Annotated in this window: 18 protein-coding genes and 2 pseudogenes; 11 read left to right on the top strand and 9 right to left on the bottom strand. The window is 52.1% G+C overall.

Features of this window, described 5'->3' with window-relative positions; genetic code table 11:
- Nucleotides 1–2 precede the first annotated feature (2 nt).
- Both NMLP_RS05650 and NMLP_RS15080 read left to right on the top strand, forming a co-directional pair.
- Entirely contained in the window at nucleotides 3–917 is a 915-nt protein-coding gene (locus tag NMLP_RS05650; protein ID WP_015409163.1) for a phospholipase D-like domain-containing protein, read from the top strand.
- A 383-nt stretch (nucleotides 918–1,300) separates the two neighbouring features.
- Nucleotides 1,301–1,828: pseudogene (locus NMLP_RS15080) on the top strand (IS1595 family transposase); the annotation flags it as partial.
- A 331-nt stretch (nucleotides 1,829–2,159) separates the two neighbouring features.
- Here NMLP_RS15080 and NMLP_RS05645 read toward each other — a convergent pair.
- The 4 genes from NMLP_RS05645 to NMLP_RS05630 form a co-directional block, all read right to left on the bottom strand.
- Entirely contained in the window at nucleotides 2,160–2,852 is a 693-nt protein-coding gene (locus NMLP_RS05645) for a DUF6339 family protein (RefSeq protein WP_015409162.1), read from the bottom strand.
- 1 nt (nucleotide 2,853) lies between these two features.
- Complete coding sequence (locus NMLP_RS05640) at nucleotides 2,854–3,885, bottom strand: hypothetical protein (RefSeq protein ID WP_015409161.1); 1,032 nt, start codon at nucleotides 3,883–3,885, stop codon at nucleotides 2,854–2,856.
- The gene (locus tag NMLP_RS05635; RefSeq protein ID WP_015409160.1) at nucleotides 3,882–5,792 is read right to left on the bottom strand and encodes a hypothetical protein; all 1,911 of its coding nucleotides are present in this window, start codon (nucleotides 5,790–5,792) and stop codon (nucleotides 3,882–3,884) included. The genes NMLP_RS05640 and NMLP_RS05635 overlap by 4 nt, the downstream gene beginning before the upstream one ends.
- 201 nt (nucleotides 5,793–5,993) lie before the next feature.
- Nucleotides 5,994–6,344: a hypothetical protein gene (locus NMLP_RS05630; RefSeq protein ID WP_049926197.1), complete on the bottom strand. Its 351-nt coding sequence runs from the start codon at nucleotides 6,342–6,344 to the stop codon at nucleotides 5,994–5,996.
- An 83-nt stretch (nucleotides 6,345–6,427) separates the two neighbouring features.
- Between NMLP_RS05630 and NMLP_RS05625 the strand changes: the two genes are divergently transcribed.
- From NMLP_RS05625 to NMLP_RS05620, 3 genes and pseudogenes are all read left to right on the top strand, one after another.
- On the top strand, nucleotides 6,428–7,540 hold the full coding sequence (locus NMLP_RS05625; RefSeq protein ID WP_015409158.1) for a DNA cytosine methyltransferase: 1,113 nt from the start codon (nucleotides 6,428–6,430) through the stop codon (nucleotides 7,538–7,540).
- A 148-nt stretch (nucleotides 7,541–7,688) separates the two neighbouring features.
- Nucleotides 7,689–8,324 (top strand): annotated as a pseudogene (locus NMLP_RS14255) (IS6-like element ISNamo8 family transposase).
- Nucleotides 8,325–8,388: 64 nt separating this feature from the next.
- Nucleotides 8,389–9,498 carry a DNA cytosine methyltransferase gene (locus NMLP_RS05620; RefSeq protein ID WP_015409157.1) on the top strand — a complete coding sequence of 370 codons (1,110 nt, stop codon included), beginning with the start codon at nucleotides 8,389–8,391 and terminating at the stop codon, nucleotides 9,496–9,498.
- Nucleotides 9,499–9,639: 141 nt separating this feature from the next.
- Here the strand turns inward: NMLP_RS05620 and NMLP_RS14750 are convergent.
- The 5 genes from NMLP_RS14750 to NMLP_RS14245 all read right to left on the bottom strand — a co-directional run bounded on the left by NMLP_RS14750 (nucleotide 9,640) and on the right by NMLP_RS14245 (nucleotide 15,348).
- A protein-coding gene (locus NMLP_RS14750; RefSeq protein WP_152024107.1) for an IS630 family transposase occupies nucleotides 9,640–10,643 on the bottom strand; the annotation gives its coding sequence in 2 pieces (ribosomal slippage) (nucleotides 9,640–10,098 and nucleotides 10,101–10,643; 1,002 coding nt in all).
- 636 nt (nucleotides 10,644–11,279) lie between these two features.
- On the bottom strand, nucleotides 11,280–11,996 hold the full coding sequence (locus tag NMLP_RS15075) for a DUF6339 family protein (protein ID WP_152024106.1): 717 nt from the start codon (nucleotides 11,994–11,996) through the stop codon (nucleotides 11,280–11,282).
- Entirely contained in the window at nucleotides 11,993–12,955 is a 963-nt protein-coding gene (locus NMLP_RS05605; protein ID WP_049926192.1) for a hypothetical protein, read from the bottom strand. Before NMLP_RS05605 ends, NMLP_RS15075 begins: the two co-directional genes overlap by 4 nt.
- A gap of 41 nt (nucleotides 12,956–12,996) precedes the next feature.
- Nucleotides 12,997–14,997: a hypothetical protein gene (locus tag NMLP_RS15070; protein ID WP_015409154.1), complete on the bottom strand. Its 2,001-nt coding sequence runs from the start codon at nucleotides 14,995–14,997 to the stop codon at nucleotides 12,997–12,999.
- A 105-nt stretch (nucleotides 14,998–15,102) separates the two neighbouring features.
- On the bottom strand, nucleotides 15,103–15,348 hold the full coding sequence (locus NMLP_RS14245; RefSeq protein ID WP_015409153.1) for a hypothetical protein: 246 nt from the start codon (nucleotides 15,346–15,348) through the stop codon (nucleotides 15,103–15,105).
- Between the two features lie 187 nt (nucleotides 15,349–15,535).
- On the opposite strand from NMLP_RS14245, the gene NMLP_RS16255 reads away from it, so the two are divergent.
- The 6 genes from NMLP_RS16255 to NMLP_RS05580 all read left to right on the top strand — a co-directional run bounded on the left by NMLP_RS16255 (nucleotide 15,536) and on the right by NMLP_RS05580 (nucleotide 21,215).
- Nucleotides 15,536–16,024, top strand: coding sequence for a DUF7344 domain-containing protein (locus tag NMLP_RS16255; RefSeq protein ID WP_015409152.1), 489 nt, complete (start codon nucleotides 15,536–15,538; stop codon nucleotides 16,022–16,024).
- Nucleotides 16,025–16,178: 154 nt separating this feature from the next.
- Nucleotides 16,179–17,330, top strand: a complete 1,152-nt coding sequence (locus NMLP_RS14240) for a CRISPR-associated protein Cas4 (protein WP_015409151.1) — start codon at nucleotides 16,179–16,181, stop codon at nucleotides 17,328–17,330.
- Between the two features lie 544 nt (nucleotides 17,331–17,874).
- The gene (locus NMLP_RS15065; RefSeq protein ID WP_015409149.1) at nucleotides 17,875–18,432 is read left to right on the top strand and encodes a hypothetical protein; all 558 of its coding nucleotides are present in this window, start codon (nucleotides 17,875–17,877) and stop codon (nucleotides 18,430–18,432) included.
- On the top strand, nucleotides 18,429–19,535 hold the full coding sequence (locus tag NMLP_RS14235; RefSeq protein WP_015409148.1) for a tyrosine-type recombinase/integrase: 1,107 nt from the start codon (nucleotides 18,429–18,431) through the stop codon (nucleotides 19,533–19,535). The genes NMLP_RS15065 and NMLP_RS14235 overlap by 4 nt, the downstream gene beginning before the upstream one ends.
- A gap of 331 nt (nucleotides 19,536–19,866) precedes the next feature.
- Nucleotides 19,867–20,478 (top strand): methyl-accepting chemotaxis protein, encoded by a 612-nt coding sequence (locus tag NMLP_RS05585; protein ID WP_015409147.1) that lies wholly within the window; start codon nucleotides 19,867–19,869, stop codon nucleotides 20,476–20,478.
- Nucleotides 20,475–21,215: a bacteriorhodopsin gene (locus NMLP_RS05580; protein WP_015409146.1), complete on the top strand. Its 741-nt coding sequence runs from the start codon at nucleotides 20,475–20,477 to the stop codon at nucleotides 21,213–21,215. Before NMLP_RS05585 ends, NMLP_RS05580 begins: the two co-directional genes overlap by 4 nt.
- Nucleotides 21,216–21,259: the final 44 nt, after the last annotated feature.

The raw sequence follows: 21,259 nt of genomic DNA, 5'->3' as shown, positions 1-21,259 counted from the left end.
CGATGATTGACGATGGAGAACCCAGCGACGAGTGGTTCAACAACGACCTTGAGTTCACCATCGCCCGGGGAGTGAGCGACTCGGAAATCCTGCCACTCTTGAGGGACTACTTCGCCGAGCGATCAGAGCGTCTTATCCAAATCAACCGAACAGAACTAAACAGATCTATCGAACGCCACAGACTCTCAAAGTCAGATGCGGAGTCCCTCTTTACTGGTTTGGTACTGAACGGAGTCGCAGATCAGAAGAGGAGTGGAGTATCCTTCGCTGACTACTCTTTCACCGTAGAGTGTGAAGCTGCGGCTAGAATTTTAGAGGGTCAACGAATCGCTAGAGCGGCTTTAGAAGAAGCGGGCGTGACGGAGAAGACTAGCAGGGCCCCGGACGTTGAACTAACAGCGACCTTCCCTCCGGGAATCCACCGCAAGGGGATGACCGACGTTAGACCCTTGTCCAGCGACCTACGAAAGTTGTTCTTTGATGCAGATTCGGTCGTCCGGATCGCAAATCCGTACTTCAATCCAAATCCGTCGGTAGTGGGCGATATTGCCAGCCTGGCAAATCGCGGAGTTACGACGAAGATACTAACACGCGAAACGGGGTCTGCGAACTCAAAACTCATCTCAACACTGAACTCGGTCCACGAAAGAGTCAATCCGGGGAATCGACACCTGTTGAGAGTTCGTGACCTCTACGAATCAGATGACGAGACTGGACGCCAAGCTTACGCGACGCACGCGAAGATAGCGATAGCTGACAGAGACATCTGTTACCTCGGGAGTGCAAACTTGACTGATACGAGTCTCTCAAACAACTTTGAGTTGGGCATTCTCCTCCAAGGAGAGACTGTTGGATCCGCTGTAGACGTCTTTGATGTGGTTTTCGACTTCGCAAAAAAAGTCAAATTACCTCTGTGATTCCGATAATCGTTGGTTCTCATTCGCTGCCTTGGGTGAAAGGCATCCGTTCTAGTTTAGCAGAACGAACTATTGTCTGAGTGGATATTGTTGGACCTGTTTGATGAGAGTTCGGTGGTAGATGTGAGCTACACATCACCGCACTCAGTAGTTATTGACTAAGACTCTTCACTAACTGAGCGAAACAAGGATCAGATTAGCAATATTATTACTAGTAAGCGTGCAAGATCGACAGCGCGAGTCTTGCAAATGACTTTGACTGTTGGTACGCTGATCCCGCGCTCCCATGTTGGCCCTGCTACCGCGACAGGTGATGTCCCAAACTTAAGCGTGGTTAGCTATACAGTACGCTGTGAACAATTCTATGACACGCTGAATGGGCAACACAGGTCAATGAAACACAGCCAGGTGTGTCGGGGTCAAACGCCAAGACCCGCCGTGGAAGGGGCTTAACCGCGCGGGTCGCCCGAGGGCGGACGCACCCGCTGGACAGGGAGTTAGGGAGATGTGGTGGCGCTCATCACGGCCTGCCGCGACGCGCTTCACGTGGTGTCAACTCAAGAGGGTGCGAGTATGAGGACGATCTCACGTTGGTGATTAAGGAGACCGACAACCCCTCTCAGCCGCTGTAAGAGGTTTGGACTGACGGATTGCCAGCCTACCGAGCATGGAGCATGATCACCGATACGTCGTCTATGACGGCAGATACATCTCTGACGAGGCCGTCCACGTGAGCCAAACAAAATGTCTCTGGTCACTGCTCCAGCCGTGGTTGGCGAAGTTCCGCGGCCTGCTCCAAACCCTGCTTGGAGCAGGCCGCTCGGACCTACGGCTTTCTCCACCCACTAACTATTAGTGGGGCACCGATCCACGGTTCTGTGGATCGTATCGGCGTCAACGTATTCCGCTAGTTCCGCCCGTCTACCGAAGAGCGACGTAGAAACATTTGGAACTGTGAGAAATACTTAGCCCTGAATGATTGCGGCTCTGTCAACAATATTATGCGGAGGAGCGATATACGAATTATCAACTTGGTCAATCAAATCAAGAGAGACGTTCAACAAACGACCGGACTTCGTTGAAAGCAGTTTCGGCACGTCAACAGTCGTATGATACTCACTTCCGATCAACTCCGTGAAATCAAATACAGCACCACGTCCACCATCCTTGCAACTCAAAACCCATATTAAGTAGTACCGGCCACCAGCCAATGGGGTATTCACCGAACCTTTGTTTGAACGGTCATCTGACGTCTTTTATAATCCGTCTCGTGAGGTCACGCGCATCATCTTCGGAAAGAGCTTCAAGTTGCACGTTGGTCAGAGCGTGATTAAATCGTCGTGTGGCTTCGTCAATGACACCTGATTTCTCGTCAGCAAGTTCATCACAGATAGCGATAACAGCTGGCTGATACCGTGCGAACCATCGATCGAAAACCTTGTTGACGATCGTCTGGTTCGCGAACACCTGTTCCGTTAGGGTGTAGTCATCTCCATCGGACGTGAGTTCGGCGATCCACCACAGCCGGTGGATCGCGTTAGAGTAGAGGTCTGAGCCAGCGCCGAGGAATTTCTCACGCATCGCGGCCTCGGAGCGGTACTCCCAGCGATGGCGAACGAAGTCTGGATACCGGTCGACCGCTATCCAGTGCCATATACCAGGATCGCCGGCCATCCGTCGAGTAATACCTAAACACCGATGGACATCTTCAGCAAGGGCTCCGTCAATCGCAGTGTCTGTTTCGGAATATTCGTCTAGGATCTTCTTGACGCTTAAGTCAAGCGTCTGGAGATCGCCTGTCGCTCCACTCGGCATCGGTTCAACGTACTCATCTAATGCCTCGTCAGGGATTTCCGCCTCTCCCTTCAGAAACTCTTCGCCGATGAGTCGCCGTCCGTCTCCAACTAGTCGATATAGCTGATCTTCCTCTGCCATATCAGATCCGGAGCCCTTCTTCCATGAGGTTGATGAGTTGCGTTCTCGGGTCAATATATTCTTGTAGCTCTTGATCAATCTGTTCCATCAGATGGGGCAAGGTCTCGGGATCGGCGACGTCCGCTCGCAGTTTACGCGCAGCTTCCGAGACGTTGTCTACCTCATAGAGATTCCGAGCAAACGTCTCAATGACAGTTTGCTGCCACTCTTGTTCAACATCGCCGTCTTCGCCAATACCACAGGCCGCCCGGACAATCAGCTGGGACCAGACACCGTAACTGATCTCGTCTAGGATCACGTCCCGCATCCGCGCTTCGGCTCCAACAGAACCTCGGCTCTGAAGGATATCGGTGATACGAGGGTGATCCGAGTTGATCCAGAGTTTCGGACGTTTCTCGTTCCGAAAGTCAAGATAGTAGAGTTTGTCACCCTCTGGAAGATGTACTGCGCGTGAGAAGCTGATCTCTTCGCCATCAATCGCCGGTGGCTTCTCTCCAGGTGGGAGATCTACAACGACAGAATAGATCGTCCCACTAGCAAGTCTGAAGTTCTTCTTCCCGGCGTACTGGCCGTTCATGGTTCTATCCTGTGTTCGCACAAGATACGGGCGAAGTTCAATCGTCCCTCTGACCATCTCCTTCGGTATCTTTACTGTCGCGTTGTACGAACCTGATGTAGTAGGTTCCTCAGATACGGTCGCCTTCTCACGGTATATGGTCTCGTGACAACGCACTGTGATATAGAGTTTCGCAGGCGGTTCATCACGTTCTGACTCCGGAAAGACATCTTTCACCGCCCCTTCGGGAACGTTTAGACGCCCGAACAACGTGACCTTTCCCCAATCATCGCCCCCCTCATCTTTTGCCGACTGGAGCGTCTGTGTCAGGTTGATCTCGGTCTGGCCTGGCTTAAGATCTAATTCCTTCGGCTTTGATCCATCTACGGAGTACTGTTCCAGTTCGAAATCAAGTCCAGCATCCTGGTATTTGAATGGGAGAGTCGTGCTTCTGTGTCGCTGCGTGTGTTTAGTCAAGATTCGTCACCCTCAGTAGTCTGGATCTCCGCCTTGATCTCAATCTGTGTCTCACCAACTTTCCCGTTTAATATGTCTTCGTTATCAGTCGCATGCGAGTAACCTTCGAATGAGGCATTCTCCGTACTCGCATCTGCGACTAATCTAGCTGTCCCGTTCTCACGAACCTTCGTCACGCTCTCGTCGTCCACAAAGATAGATTCGACCGGAATTTCGTCGTATCTTGAGCCGTCTTCGCCAATACCTGTGAGTGATATCTCAGCGGTCCACCCTTCGAATTCTTTGACGATTGGTTCAATTCGACCCGAGAAAGTCCAGCGATCACCGTCAAACCGAGAGGAACTTTCTATTTCAAATACTTTTGAAGGGGCAGAGTTACCTGTCACTCTAGGTGCCCCGTTCCCGTGGATCGGGAACCTGTTCAGTACGTTGTCGGAGAGGAGATCTGTCCCACCGTCGCTCTTAGCAATGAGATGACGGAGGCCGTCACGCATCGTCCCGAACATGTCTTCGATAGCGGTTCTGAACCCACGCTGGTACTGTTCTCGAAGATTCTCGGTGGACTCCCACTCGTCATGTTCGGGGGGTTCGGCGTAACGTAAGAACCGATCAACTTCTTGATCGGAATTAGATGGTGGGAAGTCGGTACGTGCCTCCCCGCTAGCAAGTATAGCGTGGAAGTTCCGGTCCCCGAATGCTACTCTACTTTGATCGTAGTACTTTACGACCATTCCTGCACCTCTAAATAAGGCCACTCTATTGAGATAGGTGTCGTCGTCTGCTGGAGAGGCTAAGCGAGCGCCCAGACGGACTTCACCGTTTTGTGTCTCGGAACCGTCTGCTTGCGGAGGGATGTTTAGTGGGATATCAAGTCCTGCGACGTCGCCAGGACTGTCAAGCAACTTGTTCTCCGTGAAGCGGGACTTGAAACACTCAAGGAACGGTCGGATAGACGGGACATCCTCCGTGTTCGCTTCGTACGTCTCTCCGGACGTCTCAACGGTGACCTTAAGATCGTCACGGAAGATAGCTGGCCAGAAGTACTTGACCGAAGCCTCTACGAACTCTTCCGCCAGGTCTTCGATATCGGGTCGTTCGTCCTGAGTGGGGTCCTGAAAATCCACGACCATCGCACTAGTGCCACTAGAATCTGGTCGTCCGACATGGAGAGGTTCGGCGAGCCGTTCCGCTTCCTCGCCCCGTATCGACATGGGACGGACACCCTGCTCCGTCTGTACGGGTTCACACAACCATCCAGCACCCTGATAGGTGGTTTCGTCGTCCGGAAGCTCGTGGGTCGGGAATTTCGACCGTGCTATCACTCGCGGTTCCTCTGCACTCTCGGACATTTCTACCGGGTACGAGTTGAAAACCACTGTAGAGGCTCCAGAGAACGTCCAGAGGACCGACTTGCCAAGCCCGTAAGAGCCGCCGGCAGTGTCATCTTGTTTGCTGCTATACAACTCGTCTCGGACGAGAGCGGCGTAGTTAGAGTCCTCCTCCCAAGTACCCGTGAGTCCTGTCGTATTCTGATCTTCTACAATTAGAAGACGTAATTCGGACTCGAGGTCGTCCATTTTGTCTACGAGGTCGTCGTATCTTCGACCGTGTTTGGATCTGGAGACAGCACTCAATCGGTCCTTGAGTCCAGATCCCCAGTCTAAAGCGTTGAGGAATGTCTCTTTATCCTCACCAGACAAGGTGACGAACCGAAAAGTGACTCGTACTGGATCTTCGTTGTCCAGCGCTTGATCGTTCGCATTCTGTAACACCTCTCGGACAAACGCCTCGGAGTCGTGGTCAACGGAGTGTTTCGTCGGGTCATCTCCATATCGTGGGACACCAGGTCCGCCGTTGAAGAAGAACCACTCTGCGTCGCTCGCTGTATCGTTTGGCCTTCTAATCATTATCTTAGAATAGATATATCGTCTTTGTATCGGGCGACCTCGATAAACGTGTCGGTCCCACGCATTTAGCTATGCCCTCGTACGAGCCATCCAGCAACTCTCGTCCTCTGACAGCGGTAATTAGTCAGATATTAGTCGTTGATGTTGAATGTCCCTGATTAGACCGATATATCAACGAACCCAGCACACGCGATCAGTTTATTATTGATTCTGAATCTTGTCCATCCTACACTGAACGCACAGATCATCAGCAAAGCACGCGACACTATTGTGCGGGCAATCGTACTCTTCTATTTTAACCGACAACCGGCGTTTCGCGTGTTTCCATTCGGTCTCCCCGTCGTTGATATCCATGTCCACAGAGTTGAACACGACATCTCCGTCTTTGCCGATTATTTTGGCCACTGTCGTAGAGTAACGATTGTCCATGACCACTTCGATAGCTTCTTTGTATGACGAACACCGGACATCTTCTTTTTCCTCGTCGTTGTTCAAGAGACGGACTGTGAGTGAACCATCGTAGCTCTCGGTAAGTTTATTATCATTCAACATACACATCTGGTTACCATTTCAGATAAAAAGCCACGCTCCATCTGGTGCACTAGTCTTATATTAGTCTGATAGAAAATGATACTATGAAAATCACCGCAGTGGACCTCTTTTGTGGCTCTGGAGGCCTCAGCCATGGGCTGGAACAAGCAGGTATCTCGGTGAACGTTGGAGTTGACAAGGACCCACACTGTAAGCACGCATACGAGCAGAATATTGACGCCGAGTACAGGCAGACCGACGTGCGCCCCCTTTCACAGGATCCTGAGCGTGTTGCAAGGATGTTCCCTTGGGACTCGGATCTAGACGTTCTCGGTGCCTGTGCGCCTTGTCAGCCGTACTCAACAATGGGCCAGTCAAAAAATAAGACACATCAAGACCACCAAAAATGGGGACTACTCAAAGATATCAAAAAAATTTCTGAGTATGTTGAACCCGACATCATTATCACCGAGAATGTACCTCAAGTGCGGAAAGACGACGTTTACGACGAATTTGTACAGACCCTGAAAGATCTTGGGTATCATGTGAACGACGATGAGAATAAGAAGGTTTACTGTCCAGAGTACGGAATTCCACAGAATCGTAAGCGCTGGGTCATGATGGCCTCAAAAGAGGGGCCGATATCTCTCCCGGACCCGCTTTACGAAAATGAGTCGGAGTATCCCACTGTCCGGGAGGCGATTGGGCATCTTCCGCCACTCCAAGCCGGCGAGGTTCACCCAGAGTATGACCTTCATCAAGCGCGAAGTCTCTCAGAAAAAAATCTTGAACGGATCCGGAACATGAAGCCTGGCGGTGACTGGCGTCTATGGGAAGAGGATGGATTAACCCACCTGCTTGCAGACTGTCACAAGAAGTCCAGTGGGCGTTCTTATAAAGCCCCGTACAGTCGGATGGAACCCGACAAGGTAGCGCCGACGATCACGACTCAGTTCTACAACTACGGGAGCGGTCGATTCGGCCACTACGACACCGATCAGGACAGAGCGCTCTCACTTCTGGAGGGTGCACTGCTACAAACGTTCCCAGAAGATTACGACTTCTACGATGAATGGGAAGAGGTCGGAGTGAAGAACTTGGGACGACTGATCGGGAACGCCGTTCCGCCATTGCTCGGAAAACATATCGGCAGGGGAATACTCTCGCATGTCGGTGCAAAAGTACCCGAAACGAGTACTGGACTAGCTGACGACTGATGCAGTTAGATCTGTTGACACAAACTTGAGAGAGTCTCGGCAAGTGTAGATATGATGATACGTATACCGAAACCAATATGCGCGGTGACCGTGCCCGGCGGTGTTCAGATAAGGATGAAGGGTGAGACGGTGCGTTTTTTGAGTGTCTATGCCAGAAAACGCCCGCCTCAACGACAATTTGGACGAGATCGACTTAGAGTTTGTTGAACGAGAAGCGACACCACGATTTCTGATGAAGCTTAGTATTCAGCTCCATCTCGCTGGATTATCACTTTCGAATACTGTTTCTATTCTTGAATTATTTGGTGTCAATCGTGCTCGGTCAACTGTGCATAATTGGGTTCAGAAAGCAGATCTACAGCCTGAGTCTGGTCAAAATCCGGATCACGTCGCCGTTGACGAGACGGTGATCCGGCTCAATGATGAATAATATTGGCTGTACGCGGCTGTCGATCCTGAAACAAACGAATTGCTATACACAACGCTTGAGCCAATCATAAACAGCGTAATTGCTCACGCGTTCTTTGCTGAACTCCGCGAGAAACACGACGTAGAACACGCCGTGTTTCTCATCGATGGCTCGCACTCATTGAAGGACGCTTGCCGCCGTCACAGTCTCGATTTTAAATATGAAAAACATGGAAATCGGAATAGCGTCGAACGTGTCTTTCGAGAAATAAAACGTAGAACTACCAGTTTCTCAAACTGTTTCAGCAACGCCGAAGCAGATACCGCCGACAATTGGCTTCGATCATTCGCCTTCGCATGGAATCAGCTTATCTGAACACTACCCCGTGCCCGGTAGCAACATGTTTAGTCCAGGAAGTTCCTAGCATATAAACGACTGAATGCACATCTCTGCTATTGATCTGTTCTGCGGTGCTGGCGGGCTCACTAATGGGCTAGAACGCGCTGGTATCTGCGTAGAGGCAGGTATTGATATTGATCCGGATTCTGAGTTTCCTTACGAACAGAACAACGATGCTGAGTTCCTTCTTAAGGATATTGCCGAACTTGCGCGAGAGGAACCAGAGATGGTGACTGAATACTTTGACTCGGAAGCCGACGCGACATTATTAGCGGGGTGTGCTCCGTGCCAACCGTTCTCTCCACTGACTCACGGGTCGGATAGCTCCGAGCACTCAAAATACGGGATGCTCCGAGCATTTCTGGAGATCGTCAGAGAGAGCGACCCCGATTTTGTCGTTATGGAGAATGTCTTTGAGGTCCGCCACGCCGACGTCTACGATGAATTTATTGATGGCCTTGATCAGCTTGGTTACAATTTGAATCCCAAAAGTGATCGGCGGGTCTACTGCCCGGAGTACGACATACCGCAGACTAGACGCCGATGGGTCGTTCTGGCTTCAAAAAAGGGTCGGATAGACCTCGGAGCACCGCTGAATCCCGAACCAGCAGACTATCCGACAGTAAAAGATCGAATAGATCATCTGGATCCTCTGGAAGCCGGTGAGACGTCCAAGGAAGATCCGCTACATACAGCACGGTCTCTTTCTGAGACGAACATAAAAAGGATCCGGTGCTCAAATCCTGGGGGGAGTTGGAAAGATTGGCCAGAGGAGCTACGATTAGACTGCCACAAGAAGGCGAGCGGCCAGACGTATGAAGCAGTGTATGGCCGGATGGTCGCTGACGAACCGGCTCCGACAATCACGACACAGTTCTACAACCTCGGGAGCGGACGCTTCGGCCACTATGACACCGATCAAGATCGTGCACTGTCACTCCGTGAGGGTGCGATGATACAAACCTTTCCTGAAGACTACCGCTTCGCTGACGATCTTGAAGAAGTTGAGATAATCAAAGTTGGCCGTCTGATCGGGAACGCAGTTCCACCCAGGCTGGGAGAAGTCGTCGGTGATCGAGTTAGTGAGTTCCTCATGTGGATGGACAGACAAGCGACTATCACAGATTTTAGTCCGTCAGAATCTGTGTGATAATCGCGTATAATATATGTGCAGTCGGAACGGGACAAATAGAGGATGAGATAGAATCATACATAGCTGCAGGGGGAACAAGGGAACACTCATCGTAAATGAATCAGCTGAAAACATTATTTTATCACACTATAGTAGACACTAGAAGTAATTGCTCACAGTAGGAACAGAGAGTTTGTCGAGAGCGGTGTCAATCGCCGTTGTTAGCTCGTCGAGAGAGTCAAAGAATCGGTTGCTAAGTGCCTTTTGTACCTGTCTCCAGCATTCTTCGACCGGATTTAATTCCGGTGAATACGACGGTAACGTCACGAAGGTGAGGTCGTCACGGGCCGCCAGGTCCGTGACGGCTGACGCCTGAAAATACGGCGCTCCGTCCAGCACAACAATCAAATCATCTTCAAATTCTTTGCATAATGCTAAAATGAAATGTTTCGCGTGTTCAGCCGTAACGTACTCGGTAAACCGAGAGAAGAAGCGATCACCGTCCTCGGTGATCGCACCCAACAGACACGTCCAATCACGTTGACCAGACAGTTCGACCGAGGGCCGCGTGCCGCGCGGAAACCACGCGGCACGCGGCTCGACTTGCACGGATTTTTTTTTGTTTGATCGATACAAACTACCGTGGCGTCCAGCTCCCGTCGCTTTTTTTTGAGCTCGTCGTGGAACCGGTCTTGCTCGTCTTCATCGGTTTCAGCGGCTGTTCGGCGGGGTTTTTGATGACTCAACCCAGCCTCTTTCAGCAACCGCCGACAAGACGAGACTGAATACTCGACGCCGTAGGTCTCTTCGAGAAAGTTTTGCGCGAGCGCCGGCGTCCACGCCGGCGCGTCAATACCAACCTCGTCGGGTGGTTCGTGTACAGTTTCTTCAAATTCTTTTAGCTGTGATTCTGACAACTTTCGTTTTCTCCCGGTTCGTTTAGCATCAGACACGGCCTGCCCAAGCGACTCGTCGGTGTCGAGTCGCTTGAGCCAGCTGTAGATCGTCCGCCGCTGAACGTCGTACCACTCGGCTAACTCAGTTTGCGACACACCGTTTTTGTACGCGATTGCGGCTAAGAGCCGTTGTGTCGGCTTCTTTTCGTCCACGTTGTCGAGGGCGTCTTGTAATTCCTCAACGGAGATCTCGTCGAGATGATTCACTACATACTGCAACAAGCCACGAGTAAAAAGTTCTACCGACTACTATAGCTCTTCTTCAACCCTGAATTGCCATATTTGACTGATAGACGCTCCACAAGGAGTATCCAGCAGTTCACGACCGAAGCCGTAATCGCGTCTCATAGAAACAGTTACACCCGAGTTATCGCGGTACCAACGAGTGTCAAAATGTTGAGGGAGATATAGTTACGAAGAGCAGTGCAAAATGTGAGGATGCACAGCACGTACACATTATCCACAATCGCTCAGAGCATTAAAAAGAGGCCAGTTACTTTTGGACTCGGCCACAAGATCTTCATGTGGAAGGGGGAGTGAAGGGGTTGAATAAGTACATCTGACCAAACTGACCAAGATTTCTATCAAACAAAAAACCACGATCATCCGTCTTTAGTTAATACTCTCAGTAATACCAAGTAGCTTCATTTTTTACCCAGATTCGACGCTTTCACGCCAGATACACGGGGAAAATAGCACTTGCCGGGGACACTTATAGCTCGATATCGGCAACACCAGAATCTAAACCGTGAGTTCTATTGTTTGTAATACTTATAGACATAATTCAATCTCAAATATTACTATCAGACTTAACTAAAGACGAATGAAACCACGATATAGTCACTAGCCCGTATTCTCAACATGATCTCTAATCTTCGTGAGCTGGCCCCGGATCTCATCTTTTGAGCGTGCCTCAAGTTGTGTCGTTGAGAGTGAGTTATTGAATCTCTTGGCGATGCTGGTAATATTTTTCCCACTCTCATTCCAGAGTTCTTCGGCAAACGCGATCGCTGCTGGCCGATATCGTCTGAATGAGCTGTCTAGCACGTAGTTCACCAACCGTTGCTTGTTGAATAGTCGGTGAGTCGCAAAGTAGTGATCTCCATCCTTATCGTAAGTGAGTTGGGCACCCCACCAGAGGCGAGCTAGGTGATTGGAGTAGAGGTCCTTTTGAGTCCCGAGGAACTTCTCTTGTACATCGTCATCTTGACTCCACCTGGAAGTAATAAATTCTGGGTATCGGAGGAGAGCCAGGTAGTGCCACATTCCAGGTACTGCGGCGACTCTCGGTGGTACATCAATACACTGGTGTACTATGGGTGCGAGGTTTGAGTCCATCGCTGTTCGTTGTCGCCGTCGCCCCAAGTCAAAAACGGTCATTGATGAATTAACTGCCTCGTTAAGCCGGTTGAAATCAATCGTGGCTTCGTCCACTTCAAGAGTCCGGAGGTGGTTTTCCAGTTCCTCCGTAGGTGGTTGAGAGTCTTCCTCCTCCGGAAAGCTATCGTGGGACTTCACAAGGTCCTGGCCCGAGTCGGTCAGTATATGGATTGTCGTCATGGTGAGTGCTCTTGGATGAAGTAGTCCAAATCTTCAGCGTACTCTTGATAGAGCTGTACGGCTTCACAGATGTTGGTGATCAGTTCCCGCAACTTTGAGGGTTCGGAGATATTGTCTCCAAGTTCCGAGACGACGGTCTCGTAATCAACATCTTCACCGAAGAGGTGTGTTCCGAGTACAGAGTTAGATATCTCTTCAACTACGCCCTTCTGCCAGTCAAACTCAGGCTCACCCGCTTCGGCGATAGTCGTTCCTGTGAGTACTACAAGTTGGATCCAAAGGGTGACTCCAAAGTCGGCTTTTAATAGGCGTTTCATATTCGGTCGGAAGCCGTACGTGTTGCCGCTCTGGAGGACATCCACGACATTTTCGTTCTGATTGTTGATCATCATCTTCGGATTCGGCCTCTTACTGAATGAATGGACCAACTCTTCTGAAGGCATACTATCTTGTGAGAAGTCCCGGTACACGAAGGGGAACCCATCGGAGTCTTTCGTGGGGTGGTCTACGACGACAGTCCAACTCTCACCACCAGCCACACGCATCCCATCATTCGGTGCATACGGGAGTCCCTCCCGACATGATTCTGTCCTGACCAATCGAGGCGTCATGACCACGTCGCCACGGAGAAGCGACCTATTGAGAGTGAGTTCCACGTCGTAACTGCCATCGGAGATCGGTGGGTCTGCGATAGTCTTCTCAAAACGTAGTTGTGTCTCTTCGGCGTCAACGATCACGATTAGCTCTGCCGGGAAGGGTGGCCCTTCATCATCAGGAAAGACACGTTCGACAGAGTTGCTAACCGCCACGTCCCCCTTAATCCTGACCTCTGACCAGTCACCGTAGTCATACAGTGGGATCGTCCTGTCATCGTAATCCGGACTCCCGACATCGCCCCCATCAAAAGAAAAACCAGTGACACCGAACTGTAGGCAACCATCCGCGTAGTGATACGGCATTGACTCGTCGCGTGACTTTGAGTTTTGAGTGTTCGCAGGCATTAGGAGTCACCTTCCGTCTCAATCTCGGCTGAGACATCCAACCTCGCCTCTGTGATCGCTCCGATTTCAAACGCTTCTCTCACATCTCCGACACCGTCTATAATTTCTTCGGAGCTACCTTCAAACTCAATTTCGTTGATTGACCCGTTAGCTTTGAGTGTAACAGACGAACCGTTGTACCTCATTTCTACACCTGGCGAGAGAGACTTCACAGACTGGACTGGTATAGATTCTGACGACGATTCATCAACGTCCAATCTATTAATCGTGACCGTGACACTCCAGTCCTCATGCTTGTCATCAATCGGTCCACCCTTACCGTAAAATAACCAGTACCCGTCGTCAAACCACGTTTCAGGTTCTACTTCCCAGTCCATCACTGGGCCACCGCCCTTGCTTTCGTCGTTGTTCGTCCTCTCACCCATTATCGGCGCTACATCATCCATGTCTGGAACTTCGTCACCCGACTCAATATCTTCTTGAACAACCCCTGCCAGAGCTCGCTCTAGTCTCTCCCCCTCAAGGGCAGCTATCTCTTTAACTATGGTACCGCGATAGTGTTTCTTCAAATAATCGTTCTTACTACCCTGCCAGTCGTCGTGCTGAGTCGGTTCTGATCGTTTGAGGAACTTTTCAACCCCCCGCTGCTCTGGTGTTGGCGTATCGCCGTTGGGAGATTGTGCCTCCCCACAGGCTAGGACCCCGACAAACTCGTCACCTCTGTCCGCGACGCTGCTCTTGTCCACATAGTCTACAATCATCTGTGCACCTCGAAGTCTCGCCACCCGGTTCCTGCTCAGGTCGGTGTCGTCGCTCTGGTCAAACTCTTCTGTGTCAGTCGGGTTCAGTTGTCGGATGAGAAGATCAACGGCTGTTTCGTACTCTGGATCGGGTGAATCTATCACCCCGTCGCTCTCTTCAGGCACAGTGACATTGACACTTGTCTTCGCCACTGAGCCTGGGCCATCTAGATCGTCGGTGTCAATTTTGAACAACTGGGAGTAGCACTCAACGAATGGACGTACACCGGGAGCATCGTCCCAGTTTGCGACCTCTTCGGTACCGTCCGGCGTGCGGACCCGAACGTCTAAATCGCCTCGAGAAATGGCTGGCCAGAAGTGTTTCACGGCGGCGTGACGGAACTGCGTAGATAGGTCTCCAGGGTCAGGATGCATATCTTCGCCTGGGATTCGGAACCCCATGACCCCTATGCTTGTACCGGTTTCGTCGTTCTGCCGATCAACCTGTAGAACCTCCGCTAGTTCCGAAACCGCACCATCTGGGTCCCAGAGAGATGGCGGGCGTCCCAACCGTCTGATCTCCGAATCATCGTCGTATCCGAACCAACCGTGGTTCGTGTACGTCCGATCTGCGTCTTCGTGCTCATGTGCAGGGAGAATGCTACGACCGATTAGCCGTGGCGGTTCTTCATTGGAACCGGTCGTGTCACGCGGATTGGAATTAAATATCACCGTCGAAACGCCAGAGAACGCCCACAAAACAGTCTTCCCGACTCCGTGACTCCCGCCAGAGCTTGAGTCTAACTTCTCCGAACCCCCGAAGTCTTTCACAAGTGCTCCGTATGGTTGGGAACTGTCATCTTCTTCTCCGACTAACCCCGTCGTGTTCTCGTCGTGGATGGTAAGTACAAGCAACTCATCCTGTTCGAAGCTATCGATGAAGCGTCGCAGCCCTGGGTCTCTTGCTTGTTCGTTGTCAACAGCACGTTCAACATGCCACTGAAGATTTGCTGGAGGATCCGCCTGCCCAGTCCACTGGATCGCTTCAAGATATTCCCTAAGATCGTCACCAGTGAGTCGGTTAAATTCAAACGTCACTTTCACCGGTTTATTGTTCGGCAGTCCCTGATCGTTCGCATTCTGTAGGACTTCCCGAACGAACGTCTCTAACTCACTGTCTAATGCTTTTTCTGTCGGGATTGAGTGATAGTCAGTCAGTCCCGATGCTTGATCTGGAAACTTCCATTTTACCTCAGTCATATTTATTGATACTGGAAAGAGTATCGATAACAGGTGTACGGAACATATACTCCACAGATGGACAACACATTATTAAACGTTTAGATGTCATAGAACCCTTCATATCTACCTATCCGAGTACTGGCTTTGCAATGCGGCTTGAGACCACCAAACAGCTCCCGTCTCTCCAACTTTCTTCATTTCAACCGATCCCTCATCCGCAAGCTTGCGTAATCGATCAAAGGTTCCGCGACGCCCAATTTCAATTTGTTCTGCGATCTCCTGTGTCGTGAGAACAGGATCAGAGGCTTTGCTAAACACGTCAAGAATTTCGTCATCGGAAACGGTTGGTTTCCGACCTGGTTCGCCCATTAATCAGACGGTGAGTAGGCGTTTGTAAAGCCATTCCCTCGTTGCGAGGAATTAGACCCTAGAAAGGAATTAATACAGTGAGTGTTATTGACTATCAGTATGCCACGAAGCTCAATTCGGGGCACGCGGCCTGGAGAAGCGTATTGCTCGGAAATGACTGCACTCACATTCACTCAGGTGAAATAATATGGATCAGATCCCATCCATTGTTGAACAGTATACAGACCGTCCCCTATCGATAGTCCATCACAGCTTGCGTGCGTCGCGACGTCGAGTCGTTGTCGGGCTTGTCGCGCATCGAGCGTTCTCACACGAAGAACTGCAGCTACGTAGCTCTCACTTCGAGGGTTCGAATGGAGGCGCTGTCGTTACCGTCCGTCAACTTGCGAAAGAGATCACTGCTGTTGAGCAGAACATCTCTATTGAGCACGCAACCGGCGATAAGTACCATAATACGTATACTACACTGATACAAACACATTTGCCTGAGTTAGATGATGTCGGAGCGATTGCGTACGACGCCGATCGGAAAGAAGTAGCCCCAGCTGAGAACCTCGCGATTTTATCAATGGTAGCTGCGACTACGTCACCGATTGTTCAGGCTCTCTTCCATCACGCGGTGGCAGGTACCTACAGTAGGGAGACGACGTCATTGCGAGACTCAAGCGGCGATTGATGATATAACCAGCGTCCAAATTTGGTATTGGATATGACACGAAACCACCGTCTGCATCGACGGTCACCAACCCGGTGCACTGGAACGAGACTCAAATATGGCACACAGGATCCTCTCGAGGGGTTTGCGTATACAGGTATAGAGGGTTCAGCAAATGACTGCTGAAAAAGAAACTACGGTTCAGGCGATACGTACAGGGCAACCGGATGCTACAGAGTCTGATCAAGATATAACACAAAGCATACTCAACTCGGTGTCCGCAGACGCGTTCGATGAATGGTATCAAGATCGAAAGTTTGTTGAAAATATACGTAATGGAACAGCTTATTTCAACGGGCCGAGTGACATCAAGCCCCCTGACCGTCAAAGCCCAAGCAGTCTGCTGCAGTGTCATCGGAAGAAATTCTATAATGAATTGAATGCACCAGCCGAGGAAGAGGACCCGAGGGGAATCTTTTGGATCGGATCACGTTTTGAGGAGGAGGTTGCTCTTCCGTTTCTGAGAGAGGCTGTGGCTGGAGCTGATGAGTACGTAACGAACTCGTTGTGGGTGGATTTCACGGTGCAGACAGAAGCCGGTGAGGTTCAAATCAGAGGAGAGACGGACCCGGTTATTGTCGACCCTGATTCGAAGCCGAAGGTACTCACCGAGATCAAGAGTAAGAAATCGGTTGCTGATCTTGAAGCACCGAGCAGCCATCATCGAGCACAGGCTCACGCGTACATGTACGGCCTGTCACAGGAGTATGATCGGCAGCTCACCGATGCCCTCATTATCTACGGTGGGCGGACGAATCTAAACATCCAGCCGTTCCATATCACGTTCGATCCAGTCTTTTGGCGGCAAACTGTTCTCGACTGGGCCGCCGAGCACACGAGCTATCGATTGCGTGATGAACTCCCACCAGCCGATCCAGAACACGACTGGGAATGCACGTTCTGTTCATATCGAGAGCGGTGTGGGAAGGGTAGCTCGGAGTACGAAGACATCGGCGCGTCTGGGTTTCTTCCAGGCGTTGCGACGTATCCTAGGTCGGAAGTCACGGAATACCTAGATGCGCATGATGGCGCAAAATTAACACCGACATTGGCACACCACTACCCTGAACTGGCGACCCGGTATCAGGTACTTGACTGGCACTGCGTCGCCTGCAGCACAGCATTTGCTTGGGATGACCCAGAGTGGGACGGTGAGCCAGCAACGCCACCCCTATGCACAGAGTGCAAGGAAAGTGGTACTCCAGCACCGCTTCGAGCGCCTTCCCCGGAACAGCAGGCCTCCAAGAGAGGTGGTCTCGATGGATAGATGGTACGGGGACGACGAGTTACGGAGCTCGTGGTGCCTGATAACGCTCGATGCTACGCTAACGGAGGCTGAAACATATATCAGCGCCTGTGAAATCGGTGTCGGCAACACGAACCAGCTTATTCGGGCAGAAACGTTCAGCGCTGAAGCCCCGGCTGAAGAACCTCAGTTGCTGCAGGCGGTCGGGACAGAGTTCGATGAGCACCGATACAACGGTGTCACGCTAATCACACCGACAGAACGCACACTGAGGATCCTTCGGACGCGGCTATTGGATTGTGAAGCGATTTCGCAGCCGACGTTACGAGGATTCAACCACATCGCTATCGCCGACGTGATTGAAACGTACTTCGAGACGGACTGGGCTGATTGGCCGCCAGCGATAACCAACTCGATAGCGTCCAGTAAACAGTCAGCTGCGGCAGAGCATTCAGTATCAAAGATCGCCGGGCGATCTGTTGAGGCGTTATGGAACGCTCGAACATCGATCGGACCGCTAGTGCCGTCGAAGGCACTCCAAGGAACACCGTTGTGAGAGATACGTATGAGTACAAACAGGGAAGCGACGTTCATCCGTCGTAAGTTCACGCTCACAGAAGAACTGGACGCAGAATTAGAGCGGATGGCAGCCAACAATTACCAAGGGAATGTAAGCCTGTGTCTCCGACAGGCAATCACGGATCATCGTGAAACGCTCAACGGGCACGGTGATCTCACGATCCGGCGGTTAACCGAATCAGTCGCCCATATTGAAGACCAAATCAACGATCTCGAGCAGGCAGTTGACACAGCTGCTCAACACCCTGATCGAGGAAGCACGAGGCAGACCGAAACAGAGGGGAGTAACATCGCTGGCACGGATGCTCTCAGTTCAGACGCAAGACAAGTACTCGCGGTCTTGAAACAGACAGAGACGCCGCTTCGAGTGGCCGATATTATAGAACGAGTCGAGATGCAGCCCGTCGATGTGCGACAAGTGCTTGGGAGCCTCATTGATCAGGGACATGTGTTCGTCAAATCAGAGGATACACCTCGATACTACCTTGCAATGATCGAAACAACGCCAGGCAAACAAACCCGAGATGGAGGGGCGAGCCGATGACACCGAGCATATTGCCCGACAAGAATTGGCTGATGGATCACGTACCGGCTCGTGTTTCTGACCTGGCACAGCAGTCATCGTTCGAAGAGTTCGAGCCAAGTGTAGAGAACCCAGACCGATTCTCAGTCTCGTGCCCGTTCATTTGTGCGTACTTAGAAACACGCAGTGGACGGCAGCTCACCGCTAGCTCGACGACGACATACGAGCAGAATCTTAGTCAGTACGCAGCGTTCCTTCAAGATCGCGAAGTGCATCTACTCGATGCCGATCTCACTGATGTTATCGAGTTCGTTGAACACTGCGTAGATCAAGGGAACCGCCGGTCCACGATCGAGTCAAAACTAACGACGGTACGAGAACTGTACGTATTCATCCGGCTACGAACTGCTGCCGCTGAGGCGCTGACGATTGACCCGATCGAATTGGAGAGGATTGATCTAGCAGAGTATAACGTGCCGCCGCCTATTGAACGCGAGGCGCTCACTCAAGAAGAGCTGCGAAAACTGTTCGATGCGATGAATAGTTACCGGAACCGTCTACTGGCAGTTGTCGCTGTCGAAACCGGGCTGCGGAATTCTGATCTGCGGAATATTCGGGTAAGTGATGTGGACTTTGACTCGGGAGAGATCCACGTTCACAACCCCAAGAACTCGGTGCCGTACGATGTACCGATCAGCCGTGACCTTCGAATTGAGCTGCAAATATGGTGTGATCAGTACCGAGACGGGTACGCCCCAAGGGTAGACAGCCAGTACCTGTTTCCCGCGTGTAACGGAGCCAAGCTAGAAACAAACGGGGGGTTGAACACGATTATCAGGTCAGCAGCTGAGCGAGCAGGCATTCAGGAAGTGCTTGCAACATCCGAGGTGCCGCCAGGGCAAGGCAAGCACTCGGAGGCAAATAACAACGTAAGGGAGTGGCACCGTGTAACGGTGCATACCTTGCGGCATACGTGTTTCACACTGATGAAAGAAGCTGGCGTCCCGCTTCCGTATCGACAATTAGTGGCGAACCATCGTGATCCACAGACAACTCAACACTATTCGCACGGTCGCGGGCAAGAGTTCGCGTCGATTCGTGAACAGTTCGATCCGCCTCGATAGTGTAGTTACAGTACTGTTTCACGATCTCATATCGATATCAATCCTGATGACAGGGCCGATTTCATGTTCTCGAAAACGTTGATGACGAATGTCTGGAGGAACATACGGAGTTAGTAGGCGACGACCTGCTTAACCTCAGTAGTTGATAGCTGTGGGAACGTGCGGGAGATGTTGTGCTCCAATTGCTCTGGGATGCCTCTGTATTCTGTTGATAGAGATAATTTGAATCATTAGTGTAGGTCGACCGGTCATCTGCAGTGACCACTATGTGGGCACTGCGGTGATTCTCTCGGCTGATAACCAGCGGCAAATTGGGCCTGCAGTGACCACTATGTGGGCACTGCGGGTACACAATGCCTCGATCGAGGCGGCGCGTGCCGATACTGGTCAAGAGAGCGCAAGCGGCAACAGCGCCGGCGACGGGTTCACCGTCGTCGCTGACGAGGTCAAAAACCTCGCCGACGAGACACAAGAACACGCCGAGGAAATCACCGAAATGATAGAACAGCTCCGTACGGAGACGGACGAAGCGACCGGCTCCATCCGAACGACTCGCGAGCGGGTCTCCCGCGGCGCCGAGACGGTCGAAGCAGCCCTCGAGGAGCTCGATACGATCGTCGGCGCCGTCGAGGACATCGACGATGGAGTCAGCGAAATAGACAGCGCCACCTCCGAACAGGCCGAAACCGTCCAACAGACCGCCACCACGATCGAGGACGCCGCCGGGACGAGCGCCGAGGTGGAATCGATCGCCGACGACGTCGCCGGATCGATCGATAGCCAGCGCGACGTCGTCGAGCGGATGCGTGAGGCGTTCGCGGACTTCGACCGGAACGCCGGCGATCTGACCGACGAGCTTCGGACGTTCGATATCGACGGTCCCGGCACCGACCCCGGAGACTCGGAGGCCACCGCCGCGCTCACGGACGGTGGTAACGAATGAGCGCGATCGGTGGCCCCGGCGTGATACCTCTCACCTACGCGATCGTACTCGTCGGTCTCCTCGTCGGGGTCGGAATATCGATCGCGCTGTTGAACTCCGAGGCCGACAGCCGGGAGGGCGGGTTCCTGTGGCTGGCCGCTATCCCCGCTATCGCTGCCGTTTCGTATCTGCTGATGGCGCTGGATATCGGCGTCGTCTCGGTCGACGGCAACGAGGTGTATCTGTTCCGGTATATCGATTGGCTGTTAACCACGCCGCTCCTCGTCGGGTACGTGGCGTACGTCGCCGGAGCCCCGCGGAAGTGGATCCTCGGAGTTGCGGCCGCGGACGCGGGCATGATTCTCGTCGGGACGGTTGCGACGCTCCTCACTGGGATCGCCACTTGGATCGGGTTCGGGGTTTCGGCGCTGTTCCACGTCGTGTTGTTGAGTATCCTGTACCTGGTCTTGCCGACGTACGTGGAGGCACACCCGCGTCGCCGCCGGTTGTTCAAAGTGCTGCAAAACCACGTCGGCCTGCTGTGGATCGCCTATCCGGCCGTCTGGCTGCTCAGTCCCGCGGGGGTGGGAACGGTGTCGACGGTCGGCACCGCGATGATCATCGCGTATCTCGACGTGGTCGCCAAGACGCCGTACGTGTACTTTGTTTGGCGTGACCGGACGGCGTTTGTCGAGGACGACGGGGAGTTCGAAACCGTCGAGGACATCGACGAGTCGACCGTCGTCGGGGCCGACTGAGCGAGCCGTTCTCCGTTGGGTTTCTCCCGGCCCGAACGGCGAGG

Source organism: Natronomonas moolapensis 8.8.11 (genome assembly GCF_000591055.1).
GTDB lineage: Archaea > Halobacteriota > Halobacteria > Halobacteriales > Haloarculaceae > Natronomonas > Natronomonas moolapensis.
Note: the sequence above shows the minus strand (reverse complement) of the source record. Positions and strands in the feature narration are given on the sequence as shown.

What these genes read in the sequence shown, in the direction of transcription:
- NMLP_RS05630 (WP_049926197.1), bottom strand. Translation starts at nt 6,344, where the DNA reads ATGTTGAATGATAATAAACTTACCGAGAGCTACGATGGTTCACTCACA.
- NMLP_RS05645 (WP_015409162.1), bottom strand. Translation starts at nt 2,852, where the DNA reads ATGGCAGAGGAAGATCAGCTATATCGACTAGTTGGAGACGGACGGCGA.
- NMLP_RS15065 (WP_015409149.1), top strand. Translation starts at nt 17,875, where the DNA reads ATGAGTACAAACAGGGAAGCGACGTTCATCCGTCGTAAGTTCACGCTC.
- NMLP_RS15070 (WP_015409154.1), bottom strand. Translation starts at nt 14,997, where the DNA reads ATGACTGAGGTAAAATGGAAGTTTCCAGATCAAGCATCGGGACTGACT.
- NMLP_RS05580 (WP_015409146.1), top strand. Translation starts at nt 20,475, where the DNA reads ATGAGCGCGATCGGTGGCCCCGGCGTGATACCTCTCACCTACGCGATC.
- NMLP_RS16255 (WP_015409152.1), top strand. Translation starts at nt 15,536, where the DNA reads ATGGATCAGATCCCATCCATTGTTGAACAGTATACAGACCGTCCCCTA.
- NMLP_RS14245 (WP_015409153.1), bottom strand. Translation starts at nt 15,348, where the DNA reads ATGGGCGAACCAGGTCGGAAACCAACCGTTTCCGATGACGAAATTCTT.
- NMLP_RS05635 (WP_015409160.1), bottom strand. Translation starts at nt 5,792, where the DNA reads ATGATTAGAAGGCCAAACGATACAGCGAGCGACGCAGAGTGGTTCTTC.
- NMLP_RS15075 (WP_152024106.1), bottom strand. Translation starts at nt 11,996, where the DNA reads ATGACGACAATCCATATACTGACCGACTCGGGCCAGGACCTTGTGAAG.
- NMLP_RS05585 (WP_015409147.1), top strand. Translation starts at nt 19,867, where the DNA reads ATGTGGGCACTGCGGGTACACAATGCCTCGATCGAGGCGGCGCGTGCC.
- NMLP_RS05625 (WP_015409158.1), top strand. Translation starts at nt 6,428, where the DNA reads ATGAAAATCACCGCAGTGGACCTCTTTTGTGGCTCTGGAGGCCTCAGC.
- NMLP_RS05650 (WP_015409163.1), top strand. Translation starts at nt 3, where the DNA reads ATGATTGACGATGGAGAACCCAGCGACGAGTGGTTCAACAACGACCTT.
- NMLP_RS14240 (WP_015409151.1), top strand. Translation starts at nt 16,179, where the DNA reads ATGACTGCTGAAAAAGAAACTACGGTTCAGGCGATACGTACAGGGCAA.
- NMLP_RS05605 (WP_049926192.1), bottom strand. Translation starts at nt 12,955, where the DNA reads ATGCCGTATCACTACGCGGATGGTTGCCTACAGTTCGGTGTCACTGGT.
- NMLP_RS14235 (WP_015409148.1), top strand. Translation starts at nt 18,429, where the DNA reads ATGACACCGAGCATATTGCCCGACAAGAATTGGCTGATGGATCACGTA.
- NMLP_RS05620 (WP_015409157.1), top strand. Translation starts at nt 8,389, where the DNA reads ATGCACATCTCTGCTATTGATCTGTTCTGCGGTGCTGGCGGGCTCACT.